Here is a 16472-nt window from a genome sequence, read left to right on the forward strand (position 1 = left end):
CTGCTCTCCCAGGAACTCCGCACGAGTCGGCGCATGCTTCTCGGAGCGCTGGGCACGATCCTCCTCGTCGCGGCGCTCTCGCTCGTGCTCGCGGCCCTCCGCGTCCCCGTGCTCGGGCCCGCGGGGCTCGTGGTGGGGGTCCTGGCCTCCCTGCTGCTGGTCCCTGCGGCGCTCGCCGTGCTCGCGGTGCGCTACTGGCAATCGATGTACGGGCGCGAAGGGTACTTCACGATGTCGATCCCGGTGCGCGGACGCAGCCTGTTCTGGGCGAAGACGCTGTACGCCCTCATCGTGGCGGTGCTCGCGGGCGCGGTCTCGGCGCTGGGGCTCGCTACCGCGACGGTCGTACTCGGCCTCTCTCGCGGGCTCTCCGCGAGTGCCGCCTTCGACGCGCTCGGCGACATGCTCGACTCGGTGGGAACGCCCATGATCTGGTTCCTCGCCGTGGTCCTGCTCGTGCAGCTGGTGTTCGCAGTGCTCTGCGGTGCGGCGATCATGTCGATCAGTGCCGAGGGACGGTTCAACCGGCTCGGATTCGGCGCTCCGCTGCTCGGCTGGGTCGGACTCTACGTCGTCATGCAGGGCGCCGGGCTCGCGGCGATGCTCTTCGTTCCCCTCGGGCTGACCATCGGCGGGCCCGACGCCGGCACCCTCGTCGCGCAGGGCATGCTGCAGGAGTTCCTCGACGCGCTCCAGAGCTCCGGCGCCGGCGGCCAGCAGCAGGTCGACGTGCTGGGCCTCGGCGTCATCCCCCTGACCATCGCGGTGACGGCCCTGCTGTCGTGGTGGGGCGTACGTTCGATCGAACGACGCACCTCGCTGCGCTGAGCCCGGGAACGACGAAGCGGAGCGGAACCTCAGCGGTTCCGCTCCGCTTCGTCGTTCCGGCCGCCTCGGGCGGCCGGGCGCAGCCTAGCTCGCGGGCTTCGTGACGATGCTCACGATCTTCGGCACGCGCACCACGGTGTTGACGATCTCGCGGTCTCCGATCGCGCGCTGCACTGCAGGCGACGCGAGCGCGGCCGCCTCGGCCTCGGCCTCGGTGACCGATGCCGGCAGCGTCAGGCGATCGCGCACCTTGCGATCGACCTGGACCACCATCGTCACCTCGTCCTCGACGAGGAGCGCGGGGTCGGCCTGCGGCCACACCGCGAGGGCGACGGTCGGCTCGTGCCCGAGCTTCGCCCACATGTCCTCCGCTGCGTACGGCGCGAAGATCGAGAGGATCATCGCGATCGCCTCGGCCGACTCGCGCACCGCGGGATCCGCCGCACCGGCACCGGCGTCGATCGCCTTGCGGGTCACGTTGACCTGCTCCATGAGGCGCGCGACGACGACGTTGAACTTGTAAGCCTCGACGAGCTCGGGAGCGTCGGCGAGCAGCCTGTGCGTGGACCGACGCAGCCCCGGATCGCCCGAGTCGTACGACGACCCCGACGCCGAGCAGGACTTCTCGACGTCGTCGGCGATGCGCCAGGCGCGCGCCAGGAACTTGGCCGAGCCCTGCACCGAGACATCGGCCCAGTCGATGTCGTCCTCCGGCGGGCCGGCGAACGCGAGGGTAACGCGCAGCGCGTCGGCGCCGTGGTCGCGCAGCTCGGACGCGAACTCGACGAGGTTGCCCTTCGACTTCGACATCTTGGCGCCGTCGAGCAGCACCATGCCCTGGTTGAGCATGTCGAGGAACGGCTCCTCGAAGTCGATGTACCCGAGATCGTGCAGCACCTTCGTGATGAAGCGCGAGTAGAGCAGGTGCAGGATCGCGTGCTCGACGCCGCCCACGTACTGGTCGACCGGCGCCCACTTCTTGGCCTCGGCAGGATCGAAGGCCTGGGTGTCGTCGTTCGCGGAGAGGAAGCGGAAGTAGTACCAGGAGCTGTCCACGAAGGTGTCCATGGTGTCGGGATCCCGGGTCAGCGTCTCGCCGGTCTCGGGGTCGACGACCGTCGCCCACTCGGTCGCCGCTCCGAGCGGCGAGGATCCCTTCGGCTTGAGGTCCAAGCCCTCGGACGCCGGCAGCTGGACGGGGAGCGCGGACTGATCGACCGGCCGCATGGACCCGTCGGCGCCGTGCAGGATCGGAATCGGCGTACCCCAGTAGCGCTGGCGCGAGATCAGCCAGTCGCGCAGCCGGTAGGTCTTGGCGCCACGGCCGGTACCGCGGGCTTCGAGCACCTCGATGGCCTTCGCGATGGCCTCGGTCTTGCCGAGGCCATCGAGCTCGCCCGAGTTGATGAGAACTCCATCGCCAGAGGCCGCCACGCCGCTCTCGGCGGGGTCGGCGACGATCTCGCCCTCGGCGTCGCGCACCTCGAGCACGACCCGCACCGGCAGATCGAACTTGCGCGCGAAGTCGAGGTCGCGCTGGTCGTGCGCGGGCACGGCCATGATCGCGCCGTGACCGTAGTCGGCCAGTACGTAGTCGGCGGCCCAGACGGGGATCCGTTCGCCGTTGACCGGGTTGATCGCGAAGTGATCGAGGAAGACGCCGGTCTTCTCGCGGTCGGCGTTCTGCCGATCGATCTCGCTCTGCTTCTGGGCTTCTTCGAGGTAGGCCTGGAACTGCATGCGCACCTCGGCCGATGCCGATGCCGCGAGTTCCGCGGCCAGGTCGGAATCGGGGGCGACGACCATGAAGGTCGCGCCGTGCAGCGTGTCGGGGCGGGTCGTGAAGACCGGGACCTTCTCGGCGCGGCCCTCGATCTCGAACTCGACCTCGGCGCCGATGGATCGGCCGATCCAGTTGCGCTGCATGTTCAGCACCTTGGTGGGCCACTTGCCCTCGAGCTGATCCAGGTCGTCGAGCAGGCGGTCCGCGTAGTCGGTGATGCGGAAGTACCACTGGGTGAGCTTCTTCTTCACGACCATCGCACCGGATCGCTCGGACGTGCCGTCGGCGAGCACCTGCTCGTTGGCGAGCACGGTCTGGTCCTCGGGGTCCCAGTTCACCCAGCTCGCCTTGCGGTAGGCCAGGCCCTTCTCGTACATCTTGAGGAACAGCCACTGGTTCCACTTGTAGTACTCGGGGTCGCTCGTGTGCAGCACGCGGCTCCAGTCGAACGACGGCGCGTAGAGGCGGAAGGAGGCCTTCTGCTGCGCGATGTTCGCGTAGGTCCACTCGCGAGGATCGACGCCGCGCTTGATCGCGGCGTTCTCGGCGGGAAGGCCGAAGGAGTCCCAGCCGATCGGGTGCAGCACGTCGTACCCTCGGCCGCGCCAGTAGCGAGCGAGCACGTCGCCGAAGCAGAACGCCTCGGCGTGCCCCATGTGGAGGTCGCCCGAGGGATAGGGGAACATGTCGAGCACGTACTTCTTGGGCCGTCCGTCGTCGGAACGACCCGCGGCGAACGGCTCGAGCTGCTCCCACACGGGAAGCCAGCGATCCTGAATCGCCCGGAAGTCGTAGCCCTCGGCCTGCTGCTCGGTCACGCGCACCTCGATCTCTTACTCGCACGCACCCGCTCGGCAGCGGGCGCACAAGTCACCAGGATACCGCGCCGAGCGCACGGATCAGCGGCACGGCCTTCAGCTCCTTCTCCGCGTCCTCGTGCGCCGGATCCGAATCCGCGGTGATGCCGCCGCCGGCCCCGACGCGAGCGGTTGCGAAGCGCGTCGGGCCGGATCCGGACTCCCCCGATCCTCCACGCAGTTCGACGCTCCGGATCGTCATCGCGAGCTCCGCGTCGCCCTCGTCGCCGATCCAGCCGAAGCACCCGGAGTAGAGCCCCCGGGGACCCCGCTCGAGCCCGGCGAGGAGCTCCACCGCCCGACGCTTCGGCGCGCCCGTCATGGAACCGCCCGGGAAGCATGATCGGAGCACCTCCGCGATGCCGGATCCCGGCGCGAGGCGCCCGCGCACGGTGCTCACGAGCTGGTGCACGTGCGCGTGGGTCTCGACCCGGAGGAAGCCCTCCACGCCGACACTGCCGGGCCGGCAGACCCGGCTGAGATCGTTGCGCATGAGATCCACGATCATGAGGTTCTCGGCGCGCTCCTTCGGGTCACGGGCGAGCTCCGCAGCGAGCTCGCGGTCCCCGACCGGATCGGGATCCCGCCGCCGCGTGCCCTTGATGGGCCGCGTCGCCACCCGGTCGCCGCGGACCTCGATGAAGCGTTCGGGGCTGGCGCTGACGAGCGCACGACCGGCCGCCACGATGACGCCGCCCCGGACCGCTCCTCCGGAGGCCCGCAGTTCCCGGTAGAGCTCGAGCGGCTCGAACGCCCCGTCCGCCTCCGCGGTGTCGGTCAGGCAGAGCACGTAGGCGTCGCCCGCGGCGATCGCAGCCAGACAGGCCTCGACGTCGGCCCGATAGGCAGCGGAGGTGCGTCGCCATACGGGAGATCCGACGCGCGCTCCCCCGACCGGGGAGCTGCGCACGCCGGTACCGCTCCGACCGGGACGCCCCGCGTCGGCGCGGCTCTCGGAAGAGACCCCGGATCCGAATCGTGCGATCCATTCGTCGAGCGCGGCAGCGCCCTCGCCGCGCAACTCGGCGGTCCCCCGCGCATGGTCGACGGCGAGGACGGTCGAGACGCGCAGCGCGAACGCAGGGGACGCGTCGTCCGGGGCGGGATCCAGGCCGAGCAGCGATACCCCGAACTCGTAGGAGAGGGCGGCGACCCAGCCGCCGGCGAATCCGCTCGCACCGGTGGCGCGTTCCGCGGGCGCGGCCGGCGCGAGCAGTCGGAGGAACTCGTGCTCGCGGCCGCGCCGGGCCTCGACCACTTCCGAGGCGACGCCGAGGTAGCTCATCCGCGAGTCCTCGGCGGCATCCCCGTCGAGCCAGAACCACGCCGGTTCCGTCGACAGCGAGCGGGCGATCTCGCCGAGATCGCTCGGATACGGGACGGCACGCACCGCGCCGAGTCCTGTTCCGCCCATGCAGCCAGCGTAGTGTGGGTCGCAGCCCAGAGAACCCGAGAGCCGAGGAGACCGCCGCGTGGCGCAGCCGCCCGAGTCCGCAGCTCCGCACGACGAACTGCTCGTCGCGGATTCGTTCCGGGTGCGCGCGCCCCGCGGCCGCGCGGAGGTGCGTGGGCTCGACCGCCACACCGTCCGATTCGCGCGGTCCGTCGATGCGGCGAGCCGCGGCGCGGTTCGCGGCGTCGGCGGCTTCCTCGACGGGGCACGGCTCGCGATCGCCGAATACGGTCCGGGGTTCCCTCGCTGGGAGCTCTGGCGGGACGCCGCGAGCGGCGCGTTCGGCCTCCGGCTCTCGCTGCGCCCGTTGCCGGAGCTGGCCGACGGGATCGAGCTGCGCTCGGCCACCGGCATCGAGCTCGAGCATCCCGAGCGCAAGGGGCCGAACCTCGCGCGCCTCGCCGCGCTGAATCGCGAGCTGGGCGCGGAAGCCCTGTTGCTCGCCGACGACGGATCCGCGATCGAGGGCGCCACGACGGCGATCCTGTGGTGGGACCGCGGCGAGCTCCGCGTGAGCGCCGCGCGCGCCCGCGTCCGGAGCGTCGCCGAAGCGCTCGTGCGCGAGGCCGCTGCCGCTGCCGGGATCCGAGTCGTGCCCGGACGGGCCGCTCCCGCCGAGCTCGCCGCCCGCGAGGTCTGGGCGGTCAACGCCCTGCACGGGATCCGCCGGGTATGGGCGATCGACGGGATCGAGGCCCCCGAACCGGACTCCGAGCGCCTCGCCCGATTCCGGACCGCGCTCGACGCGACCTGGCAGGACCTCGCCCCGTCGACGCTCCGCATAAAGTGATATCTTTTTGAAATCACCATTCGGCGACCGAAGGAGCCCGCTATGACCACCACTCCCGAACCCGTCGGCCACGACGGCATCCGCGTCGACGTCGCCGAGCGGTCGGCGTGGCATCTCGGGAGCGCGGCGGGCATCACGGCGCTCCTGTTCGCCATCCTCGGCTTCCCGGGTGGCGGCCTGCTCGTGATCGGCGGCGGAGCGCTCCTCGACGGCGGAGAGTCCGGCGGCGCGCTCGTCCTCGTGCTCGGGCTGCTCACGATCATCGCCGCGGTGCTGCTCTGCACCATGCTGACCATCGTGACGCCCGGTCACACCTCGGTGCGCCAGTTCTTCGGGCGCTACATCGGCACGGTCCGGCGCGACGGCATCAGCCTCGTCGCCCCGTTCACGAGCGGCAAGAAGGTCTCGGTGCGCGTGCACAACTTCGAGACCAACGAGCTGAAGGTCAACGATTCCGACGGCAACCCGGTGAACATCGCCGCGATCGTCGTCTGGCAGGTGGCCGACACCGCGAAGGCCATGTTCGCCGTGGAGAACTACGGCGAGTTCATCGAAACGCAGGCGGAGGCCGCGCTGCGGCACGTGGCCACCACGCACCCGTACGACGAGCCGGGTCCCGGCGAGCAGTCGCTGCGCGGCAGCACCGACCTGGTCTCCGCGGAGCTCGCCGAAGAAGTCGCGGCGCGCGTCGCGATCGCGGGGCTCGAGGTCATCGAGGTGCGCATCTCCTCCCTGGCCTACGCCCCGGAGATCGCGCAGGCGATGCTGCAGCGCCAGCAGGCGAGCGCCGTCATCGCGGCGCGCGAGAAGATCGTCGAGGGGGCGGTCACCATGGTCGAACAGGCGCTCGAACGGCTGGAGCAGGAGGGCGTCGTCGTCCTCGACGACGAACGGCGCGCGCAGATGGTTTCGAACCTGCTGCTCGTGCTCACGAGCGACCAGCGCGCAACGCCCGTCATCAACGCCGGGTCCCTCTACAGCTGATCATGTCCGAGACGAGCGCGGGCGGCGACCCGGGCGGGTCGTCGACCAGGAAGCCCGGAGCGCGCAAGCAGCTGCTGCTGCGCATGGATCCCGCCGTGCACGAGGCTGTCGCGCGGTGGGCCGCCGACGACCTCCGTTCGGTGAACGCCCAGATCGAGGTCGTGCTCCGCCGCGCGCTCGCCGAGGCCGGCCGGGATCCCGGCGCGGGCCCGATGCGGGGTCGAGGGAGACCCCGCGCAGATCAGCACGACTGAGCGTTCCGCCGCCCGCGCCGTTGCGCAGGCGGGCCGGCGCATCCGCGCAGCGCCTCAGAGCACGATGCGGTTCGCTCGGACCCCCACGGGCAGTTCGGTATGCGTGATGAGGATCGCGGCGCGGTCGTCGGGCAGCGCCCCGAGCAGGTCGGCGAGCAGCGCGTCGGCGACCTCCCGGTCGACACCCGCCGTCGGCTCGTCGAGGATCACGACCGGGAACTCCGCGAGGATCGCCCGGGCCAGCGCGATGCGCTGCGCCTGGCCGCCCGAGACGAGGGAGCCGCGCTCGCCCACCTGCGCGTCGAGCCCGCCCCGCTCGCGCACCCAGTCCCCGAGACGCACGCGATCGAGCACGGCCAGCAGCTCCTGGTCGCTCGCGTCCGGCTTCGCGAACCTCAGGTTCTGCCGGAGATCGGCGTCGAAGAGGTGCGGGGTCTGCTCGCAGAGGCCGACGAGCGCTCGCACTTCCGTCTGCGGGAGCGCGCGCGCCTCACGCCCGCGAAGCAGGTACGAGCCCGAGTACTCGAGGAATCGCACGAGGGCGGCGGCGAGCGTGCTCTTGCCCGCGCCGCTCTGGCCCGACACCACCAGCGTCTCCCCCGGCCGCAGCGCGAAGCTCACGCCCGAGAACGCGGCTGCGGACGCGCCCGGGTGCGCGGCCGAGAGACCCCGGACCTCGAGCAGCGGGGCGCTCGGATCCGGGGCGCGGTCCGATCGGTCCTCGACCACGGCGTCGACCGGGATCTCCGCGGGCAGCGGCGTCTCGATCAGCTCGGCGACCCGCTCCGCGCTCGCCATCGCGGTACGCCTCGCCACGAATGCCGTCGGTACGAGCGCGAACACTTCGAAGACCGCCGCGGGGACGACCACCGCCGCGGCGAAGAGCGGGGCCGAGAGCCCCTGCCCCGTCACGGGTGCGAGCAGCAGCAGGATCGCGATCGACGCGATCCCCGCGGCGGCTCCGAGCACGGCCGCGCTGAGGCCGGCCGCGCGAGCGCGGCGCAGCTGGACCCGCGACAGCTCGGACTCGGCTGCGGAGATCCGTTCCCGCTGCCGGCCCAGGGCGCCGAACGCCGCGAGCGTCTCCGCCGCACGGAAGCGTTCGAGCAGCGCATCGAGCAGCGCAGCACGCGCGGCCCCCAGCTCGCGGTCGCTCTCGGCCGCGATCCTGGAGGACCAGCGGACCGCGAGCACCCCCGAACCCGCGAGCGCCAGCGCGAGCACTAGGGCGGCGAGCGGGGAGACGATCGCCATCGCGATCAGCGAGAGCACGATGACGATGCCGCTCGTGACGATCGGCTGACGGACGCGGAGCGGGAGGTCCTGCAGCTGGTCGACGTCGTCGACGAAGGCGCCGAGGACCTCGCCCCGCCGCCGGTCCTCGATCGCGCCGGGGATCCGCGGTACGAGCCGCTCGTAGGCGTGCACCCGGAGTTCGGAGAGCTGCGTGAGCGCCGCCCGGTGGCTGGCGAGCCGCTCCGCGTAGCGGAAGGCGGCCCGACCGATCGCGAGCGCTCGCACGCCGACGATCGCGAAGGTGAGGTGGAGGATGGGGGCTGCTCCCCCGCCCGCACGATGAGCCACATGCTCAGGGCGAGCAGGCCGACCACGCAGGCGTCGGCGATCGCCCCAAGGGCGACCCCCGGGGCGCGCTTCGATCGTTCGGGCAGCGCCCGTGCGATGACGCGCTCGAGGGGCGTCGCATCGCGCTCGAGCACGGGAATGCGGGTCATGCGGTCTCTCCGATCCGGACCACCCGGTCCGCGGACGCGAGCAGCGCGGGCCGGTGGCTGATGACGAGTACCGCCCGCCCGGCATCCGCCTCGGCCCGCAGCGCCTCCGCGAGCACGGATTCGTTGTGTGCGTCGAGCGCGGAGCTCGGCTCGTCCAGCACCAGTGCGTGCGCGCCCACCTCGTCGGCGCGATAGAGCGCGCGGGCGACGGCGACGCGCTGCGCCTGCCCTCCCGAGAGCCCGGAGCCGCCGGCACCGAGCGGAGTCCGCGCGTCGAGATCGCCGAGGCCGACCCGCTCGAGCACGCGCTCCGCACGTTCGGCGTCGATCCGATCGGCACCGAGCGCGAGGTTCTCGGCGACAGTTCCCTGCAGCAGGTCGGGGCGCTGCCCGCTCCAGGCGATCGCGCCGGAGTGCACCGCAGAGCCGGTGCTGGGCTCGAGGAACCCGAGGAGCGTCGCGACGAGGCTCGTCTTCCCGGCGCCGGACGGCCCCGCGAGCGCCACCACTTCGCCCGGCGCGACCTCGAATCTCACCGGACCGACGACGGCTCGGTCACCGCGGCGCACGACCACGTCGTCGAACCGGATTCCCCGGCTCCCCGGGGCGGAGCCGACGCGACCGACGGGCTCCGGATCGGAACGGCGCTCGGGTGCGCTGCGGCGATCGCGCGCCTGTTCGACCGGCCCGTCGATGAGCTCGAACACCGCGCCGACCGCCGCGAGGCCCTCCGCCGAAGCGTGGTAGGCGGCGCCGACCTGGCGGATGGGCGCGAAGGTCTCCGGCAGCAGGAGCAGCACGAAGAGGCCGAGCCCCAGCGGGAAGCCGCCGCCGACGAGCCGGGTCCCGACGGTCACCGCCACCAGTGCGATGGAGAAGGTGCCCGCGAGATCGAGCACGAAGCCCGACAGGAAGGTGACCCGGAGGACCTGCATGGTGCGGGAGCGGTACTCGCGCGTCTCCCGAGCGATGCGCTCGCTCTGCCGGGATTCCCGCCGGAAGATCTTGAGCGTCGGCAGCCCCTCGACCGCATCGAGGAACGAGCGCGACAACCGGTTCAGCTGCGCCCACTGGCGGTCCTGCACCCGCTGGGTCGCGAGGCCGATGAGGATCATGAAGATCGGGATGACCGGGAACACGACCAGCACGGTGATTCCGCTCAGGGGGTCGGCGAGCAGCACCGTGAGCACGAGGATCGGCGTCGCGCTCGCGGCGAGGATCAGCTGGGGCAGGTAGCCGGAGAAGTAGCCGTCCAGCGCGTCGAGGCCGCGCGCCAGCGACACCGCCCGCTCGGCCTCGGGGCGGCCGTCCGTGGCGAGCGGCGAGCGCGCGTCCAGCGCATCGAGCGCCGCGGCACGCAACTGGGCCTTCGCGAGCACCGCACTGCGCGCCGCGAGACGGTCCATCGCGAGACCCGCGCCGGTGCGCACGGCCAGCGCGAGCCCGGCCGCGAGGAGCAGCATCGGCAGTTCGGAGGCGGAGGACGCGTTCTCCGCGACGCGGCCGCCCGCCGCACTCGCCGCGCCCCCGGGAATACCGAGGGCGGGGAGCGCGACCGCGGTGATCGCCTGGGCCAGGAACCAGCACCAGGCGACCACCGCGAGCGTGCGGACCACGCCGAGGACCGCTCCGATCGCCAGCACGCTGCGGGCGGCCCGCGCCGTCCGCAGCAGCCGGGGATCGAGTGGTTTCATCTCGGATCAGCCTAGTGCGCGGCAGCCGGGATGTGCGTGCGCGAGATGCGCTTGCGGAAGACCCAGTAGGTCCAGCCCTGGTAGGCGAGCACGAGGGGCATCGTGAAGACCGCGACCCAGGTCATGAGCTCGAGGGTCTTCTGCGAGCTCGCCGCATCCGCGATCGACATGGACAGCGCGGGATCGGTGCTCGAGATCATCACGTTCGGGAACAGTGCCGCGAAGATCGTGAGCAGCGCGAACGCGATGGTGACCGCGTTGCCGGCGAACGCGATCCCCTCGCGGCCCCGCAGGTTCGCGACGAGCCCGACGACGAAGGCCACCGCCGCCACCGCGGCGAGCACGGCGATCAGCACGGCGTTCGCGTGCGCTCCGTGCATCAGCACCGTCCAGACGAGGAACGCGGCAGCGGCGACGAGCGTCACCACTCCCACCTTCGTCGCCAGCGCTCGCGCACGGCTGCGCACGTCCCCCTCGGTCTTCAGCGCGATGAACACGAGCCCGTGGGTGAAGCAGAGCAGCGTCAGCGTGAGGCCGCCGAGCAGGCCGTAGGGGTTCAGCAGCGTGAGCAGCGTCCCGGTGTAGACCCAGCCGCCCGTCGAGAGCTCTTCGATCGGCAGTCCCTGCACCAGGTTCGCGAACGCGGTGCCCCAGAGCAGCGGCGGCAGCAGCGAGCCCCAGAAGATGAACTGGTCGAACCAGCGGGTCCATTCCCGCCCCTTGCCCTGGTGACGGTACTCGAACGAGACGCCGCGCAGGATCAGCGCCACGAGAATCAGCAGCAGTGCGAGATAGAAGCCCGAGAACATCGTCGAGTACCACTCGGGGAACGCGGCGAAGAGGCAGGCGCCGGCGACGATGAGCCAGGTCTCGTTCAGGTCCCAGACCGGCCCGATGGTGTTGATGAGCACGCGGCGATCGGTGTCGTCCTTGCCCAGGAACGGCAGGGCCATGCCGACGCCGAAGTCGAAGCCGTCGAGCACGAAGTACCCGATGAGCATGACGCCGACGATGAGAAACCAGATGGTGGTGAGTTCCATGATCGTGATCTCCTAGTAGACCGTCTGCAGCTTCGACGCGTCGGCATCCGCGTCGTCGTCGCCGTCCGCCGACAGGTCGGGGGTGCCGACCTTCGCCGCCTTCGTGATGAGCTTGAACTCGAGCACCGCGAGCGATCCGTAGACCAGCGTGAACACGATGAGCGAGACGAGCACCGCCCATCCGGGCACTCCGGGCGAGACGCCGGAGGAGGTGGTCATCACCCCGAACACGAGCCAGGGCTGGCGGCCCATCTCGGTGAAGATCCAGCCCACGAGGGAGGCGATCATCGGGATCGGCGCGGTCCAGATCGCGACGCGCCAGGCCCACACGGGCACCTTGCGGTTCTTGCGAGTCATCCAGAGACCCACGATCGAGACGAGGGTCGCGAGGCCGCCGAGTGCGATCATCCAGCGGAACGCCCAGTACGTCACCCAGACGATCGGTACAAAGGAGCCGTCGGTCGGGCAGGTGAGCAGCGTGGAGTCCGCCCCGCAGAACTGCTGCGTGTACTCGCTCTGCAGGTCGCGGATGCCTTCGACCGTGCCGTCGAAGGTGCCCGTCGAGAGGAACGAGAGCAGATACGGGATACGGACCGAGAAGATCTCGTGCGCGCCGTCGGGAGTGCCGAGGCTGAAGATCGAGAACGACGCGTCGGCACCGGAGGCCGTGTTGTAGAGCGCTTCGGCCGCCGCCATCTTCATCGGCTGGGTCTGGGTCATGACCTCGCCGAGCAGGTGCCCGCTGAGGGCGACGCCCGCGAACGAGACGATGTTGGCCCACAGGCCGAACCGCAGACCAGTGCGCATGTCGTCGACGAACTGGTTGCGCTTCAGGTGCCACGCGGCGACCGCGACCATGACGCAGGCGGCGAACATGATCGACGCGAAGATGGTGTGCGGGAACTGGTGGGTCGCCACCGGGTTCAGCAGCACCGCACCGATGTCGGTGAGCTCGGCTCGGCCCTTCTCGCCGTTGATCTCGTAGCCGACCGGGTTCTGCATGAACGCGTTGGCGGCGAGGATGAAGTAGGCCGAGAGCATCGTCGCGATCGACGTGAGCCAGATGGAGGCGAGGTGCAGCCCCTTGGGCAGCTTGTCCCAGCCGAAGATCCAGAGACCGATGAAAGTGGCCTCCAGGAAGAATGCGATGAGGCCTTCCATCGCGAGGGGCGCACCGAAGATGTCGCCGACGAAGCGGGAGTAGTTCGACCAGTTCATGCCGAACTGGAACTCCTGCACGATGCCGGTGACGACGCCCATCGCGAAGTTGATGAGGAAGATCTTGCCGAACAGCTTCGTGAGTCGAAGGTATTTGGCCTTGCCGGTTCGGTACCAGCAGGTCTGCAGGATCGCAACGAGGAACGCGAGACCGATGGTGAGCGGAACGAAGAGGAAGTGATACAGCGTGGTCAGCCCGAATTGCCATCGGGCCAGCGTGAGCGCATCGAGGAAGTCGTTCATATGACACTCCAGGGTGCGGGCGCGCACTCACTATGGAGCGCACTCCCATAGTGAGTTCCGGCTGGGGATGGTGATTCCCCGCAGAGCTACCGAACGGTGTCCGGTCACTCTCCATTTTCCGCTTCCTGAGGGTTCACTGCAAATACATCTTGACATCGAACAACACCTGGATCAGGGATTTCTTCACGTCGAGCGACATGTCACCCGGCACCCCCGACTCTGCCTAGGATGGACTGGTGACTGATCCCGCCATTCCCGATTCCCGGCCGAGACTCGCAGCCCGGACCGAGGACTGGGTGCACTCCCGTCGCGAGAAGCGCGCAAAGGCCCGCGGCAAGCTCCCGGCGGTGATCCCCTACATCGGCTACGGATCGACCGAGTGGGTTCGCGTGCTCGGACGAGTGCTCTACCTGAAGCCCGCGGCGCACGAGCAGAGCCGGTTCCGCTCCGACGTGGCCGAGGTGTCGCGCGTCCGCGGCTGGCGCACCTTCACGAGCCTGCACGTCCCGCATCAGCGCGTGCAGGTGCTCATCGACGGCGAACCGCATGCGGAGGTCGAGGCGGATCGCGGCGGCGTGGTCGACGCGAACGTGCGTGCCGCGCTGTCCCCCGGCTGGCACACCATCGGCCTCCGGATCGCCGACGAGGAGCCTGCCGAAGCACCCGTCTACATCGTCGATCCCGCGGCCCGCTTCGGCGTGCTGTCGGACGTCGACGACACGATCCTGATCACCGCGCTGCCGAAGCCGCTCGTCGCCGCATGGAACAGTTTCGTGCTCGACGAGCACGCCCGCTCGGCGACCCCCGGCATGGCGGTCATGCTCGACCATCTGATGGCCGCCCACCCCGGCTCCCCCGTCATCTACCTCTCTACCGGCGCATGGAACGCCGCTCCCGCGCTGAGCCGGTTCATGGCACGCAATCTCTACCCGATGGGTCCGCTGCTGCTGACCGACTGGGGGCCCACCCACGACCGCTGGTTCCGCAGCGGCAAGGAGCACAAGCGCCGCGAACTCCGCAGGCTCGCGCGCGAGTTCCCCGAGGTGAAGTGGGTGCTGTTCGGCGACGACGGCCAGCACGACGAGGCCCTGTACCACGAGTTCGCGACCGCGCACCCCGAGAACGTCGCCGCCGTCGCCATCCGGCAGCTCTCGGTCGGCGAGGCCGTGCTGGCCGGCGGTCGATCGAAGGCGCGCCTGCACCGGAGCGTGAGCGGGGTGCCCTGGATCTACGGCCCCGACGGCGCCACGCTGCGCGAGGAGCTGCGCAAGCTGGGGCTGCTGTGAGCGCCGGCGCCGCGGGATTCTCGGGCTCGGAGCCGCCGCAGACCCGGCAGTGGCGACGCGCCTCGCGCAACCTCACCGGACGCTTCACCGTCAACGAGCGCGCGCCGCTGCTCCAGGTGGTCAAGGCCACGGTCGCCGCGATCCTGACCTGGTTCGTCTGCCTCCTGATCTTCCCCGAGCAGCTGCCGATCTTCGGAGCGATCGCCGCGCTGCTCTGCGTGCAGGAGAGCGTCGACGCCTCACTCACCCGGGGAGTCGAGCGCGTCGTGGGCGTCCTGCTCGGCGTCTCGGTCGCCATCGGAGCCGGCAGCATCTTCGGAGCCCAGTCCTGGCTGTTCATCCTGGCCTTCGTCGTCGCGATGGCCGTCGGCTGGCTCCTCCGCATGAGCAACAGCTCCATGAACCAGATCGCGATCTCGGCGCTCCTCATGATCGCGCTCGGCGGACTGCACCTCGGCTACGGCGTCGAACGCCTCGTCGAGACGGCGATCGGTGCGGCGATCGGCGTCGCCGTCAACGCGGCGATCGTGGCCCCGGTGCGCACGACCTCGGTCCGGGCCGGGATCAGCGAACTGACCCTCGACGCCGCCGCCGCCCTGCGACGGCTCGCCGACGCCCTCGCCGAACCCCGCGACGAGGCCTGGTTGGACGACATGCTCACCCAGGCCCGTACCCTCCAGCAGAAGCGCTCCGACGTGCACTCCCTGCTGCGGCGCGCACGCGAGAGTCTCCGGCTGAACCCGCGCGGCCCGCGGCACCGCGAGGCGCTCGCGGCCGACGACGCGCTCTTCGAGCGGCTGCAGCCGATCGTCACGCAGGTGATCGGGATGTCCCGGGCGGTGTACGACCTCTACGACCCCGAACTGGTCGAGGATCCCTCGGTCGTCGGGATGGTGGAGGAGATGCGTCGCGCGGCGCACGATCTGGAGCTCCTCGCGCACCCGACGATCGAGGGCGACCCCGCGGGCGGGGACGCCGAGGCGGAGCCGCTCGCGCTCACGCAGCCCTACACGATCCCCCGCCCGCACCCGGTCCACTGGGTGCTCATCGGCTCGCTGATGGAGGATCTGCGTCGCGTGCGCGGCCGCATCACCGGAGAGCTTCCGTAGCGGACCGCCGACCGCCGAGTCTGAAGGCATGGGTGCATGGGGCGTGAAGGCGTTGCAGAGCGACGAGGGGCTCGAGCTCCTCTCGGCGATCGAGAGGCTGGCCGCGGAGCGGAGCAGCATCACCGCGGACGAGCTCGTCGCCGCGGCCCGGAGCGAGGGATTCCTCGGCGACGATCCGGGTGACGACGAGTACCTGTTCGACGTCACCGCGCTCGCGCTCTCCGAGATCCTGACCGGGGACACCGGTCAGCTCGCTGATCCGCCGCTCGGCGGCGTCGCGTTCGAGGCGACCGCCGAGGGCACGGGCGTCCTGCTCTCCTGGCTGCACCGGATCCGGGAGTCCGACGAGGAGGACCGGGAGTATCTCGAACTCTGGGAGGGCGACCCGGAGCAGGCCGCGCACCTCGAGAAGACCATCGCGGCGCTCGAGGCCCTGGGCGCGGGCTCGGCGTCGGCGTCCTCCTGACGGACGCGGACAGGGCCGGCACCCTTCCGGGGGCCGGCCCTGTCCGCCGCTCACACGGACCCGGACAACGTCCGGGTCCGCAGCACGCTCAGTCCTGGACCAGCGCAGCCTGGACGTCGATGTTGATGGTGACGTCGGAGCCGAGCAGCAGCCCGCCCTTCTCGAGGGGCGCGTTCCAGGTCAGGCCGAAGTCCTCGCGCTTGACCACCGTGGTGGCGGTGAAGCCGGCCTTGTAGTTGCCGTACGCGTCCTCGCCGAAGCCGCCGAACTCGAAGTTGAAGGTGACGGGCTTGGTGACCCCGCGCATGGTCAGCTCACCGTCGACCAGGAAGTCGCCGTCGTTCTCGCGGGCGCCGGTCGAGACGAAGCTCAGCTCCGGGTACTCCTCGGCGAGGAAGAAGTCACCGGTGCGCAGGTGCCCGTCGCGGTCCGCCTGGTTGGTGTTGACCGAGGCGACCTCCGCGGTCGCGGAGACGGTCGAGTCCAGCGGGTTCTCGGCGGTCTGGAAGGTGGCGTCGAACTTCTAGAACTTGCCTTTGACCTTGCTGATGGCGAGGTGACGGATCGAGAAGCCGACCTCCGAGTGGGTCGGGTCGACCTTCCAGGTGCCGGTGCGGTAGCCGGGGATCTGATCTGCGGTGATGGTCATGGCGTGCGCCCTCCAACGGTTGATGATTCAAGTACGAGGACCATTCTCTCATGATCCATTCAGTTGAATGCAACTGTGGGGGTGA

Annotated in this window: 13 protein-coding genes and 1 pseudogene; 7 read left to right on the plus strand and 7 right to left on the minus strand. The window is 70.5% G+C overall.

Annotated features, from left to right (window positions below):
- Positions 1-33: 33 nt before the first annotated feature.
- Positions 34-828, plus strand: coding sequence for a hypothetical protein (locus AB3K78_RS06610; RefSeq protein WP_416446980.1), 795 nt, complete (start codon positions 34-36; stop codon positions 826-828).
- A gap of 84 nt (positions 829-912) precedes the next feature.
- On the opposite strand, the gene leuS is transcribed toward AB3K78_RS06610, so the two are convergent.
- Both leuS and AB3K78_RS06620 read right to left on the minus strand, forming a co-directional pair.
- Complete coding sequence (gene leuS, locus AB3K78_RS06615; protein WP_416446981.1) at positions 913-3429, minus strand: leucine--tRNA ligase; 2517 nt, start codon at positions 3427-3429, stop codon at positions 913-915.
- A gap of 52 nt (positions 3430-3481) precedes the next feature.
- Positions 3482-4882, minus strand: a complete 1401-nt coding sequence (locus tag AB3K78_RS06620) for an anthranilate synthase component I family protein (protein WP_416446982.1) — start codon at positions 4880-4882, stop codon at positions 3482-3484.
- Positions 4883-4940: 58 nt separating this feature from the next.
- Here AB3K78_RS06620 and AB3K78_RS06625 point away from each other — a divergent pair, with 58 nt between their 5' ends.
- From AB3K78_RS06625 to AB3K78_RS06635, 3 genes are read left to right on the plus strand one after another with little or no spacing between them, the layout of a single operon-like run.
- Entirely contained in the window at positions 4941-5711 is a 771-nt protein-coding gene (locus tag AB3K78_RS06625) for an aminotransferase class IV (RefSeq protein WP_416446983.1), read from the plus strand.
- Positions 5712-5753: 42 nt separating this feature from the next.
- A complete protein-coding gene (locus AB3K78_RS06630) occupies positions 5754-6695 on the plus strand; it encodes an SPFH domain-containing protein (protein WP_416446984.1) in 942 nt (313 codons plus the stop codon).
- Between the two features lie 2 nt (positions 6696-6697).
- A complete protein-coding gene (locus tag AB3K78_RS06635; protein ID WP_416446985.1) occupies positions 6698-6949 on the plus strand; it encodes a hypothetical protein in 252 nt (83 codons plus the stop codon).
- A gap of 54 nt (positions 6950-7003) precedes the next feature.
- On the opposite strand, the gene cydC is transcribed toward AB3K78_RS06635, so the two are convergent.
- The 4 genes from cydC to AB3K78_RS06655 form a co-directional block, all read right to left on the minus strand.
- Positions 7004-8533 (minus strand): thiol reductant ABC exporter subunit CydC, encoded by a 1530-nt coding sequence (gene cydC / locus AB3K78_RS06640; protein WP_416446986.1) that lies wholly within the window; start codon positions 8531-8533, stop codon positions 7004-7006.
- A 145-nt stretch (positions 8534-8678) separates the two neighbouring features.
- Positions 8679-10376, minus strand: coding sequence for a thiol reductant ABC exporter subunit CydD (gene cydD / locus AB3K78_RS06645; protein ID WP_416446987.1), 1698 nt, complete (start codon positions 10374-10376; stop codon positions 8679-8681).
- An 11-nt stretch (positions 10377-10387) separates the two neighbouring features.
- Positions 10388-11416, minus strand: coding sequence for a cytochrome d ubiquinol oxidase subunit II (gene cydB, locus AB3K78_RS06650; RefSeq protein WP_416446988.1), 1029 nt, complete (start codon positions 11414-11416; stop codon positions 10388-10390).
- Positions 11417-11428: 12 nt separating this feature from the next.
- Entirely contained in the window at positions 11429-12877 is a 1449-nt protein-coding gene (locus tag AB3K78_RS06655) for a cytochrome ubiquinol oxidase subunit I (protein ID WP_416446989.1), read from the minus strand.
- A gap of 236 nt (positions 12878-13113) precedes the next feature.
- Between AB3K78_RS06655 and AB3K78_RS06660 the strand changes: the two genes are divergently transcribed.
- The 3 genes from AB3K78_RS06660 to AB3K78_RS06670 are packed head-to-tail and all read left to right on the plus strand — an operon-like array spanning position 13114 to position 15738.
- Entirely contained in the window at positions 13114-14163 is a 1050-nt protein-coding gene (locus AB3K78_RS06660; RefSeq protein WP_344031726.1) for an App1 family protein, read from the plus strand.
- Positions 14160-15272 carry an FUSC family protein gene (locus AB3K78_RS06665; RefSeq protein WP_416446990.1) on the plus strand — a complete coding sequence of 371 codons (1113 nt, stop codon included), beginning with the start codon at positions 14160-14162 and terminating at the stop codon, positions 15270-15272. The genes AB3K78_RS06660 and AB3K78_RS06665 overlap by 4 nt, the downstream gene beginning before the upstream one ends.
- A gap of 28 nt (positions 15273-15300) precedes the next feature.
- Positions 15301-15738, plus strand: a complete 438-nt coding sequence (locus tag AB3K78_RS06670) for a hypothetical protein (RefSeq protein ID WP_416446991.1) — start codon at positions 15301-15303, stop codon at positions 15736-15738.
- An 88-nt stretch (positions 15739-15826) separates the two neighbouring features.
- Here the strand turns inward: AB3K78_RS06670 and AB3K78_RS06675 are convergent.
- A pseudogene (locus AB3K78_RS06675) lies at positions 15827-16387 on the minus strand (YceI family protein).
- Positions 16388-16472 lie beyond the last annotated feature (85 nt).

The sequence above is a fragment of the Leucobacter sp. HNU genome (assembly GCF_047946755.1).
Lineage (GTDB): Bacteria > Actinomycetota > Actinomycetes > Actinomycetales > Microbacteriaceae > Leucobacter.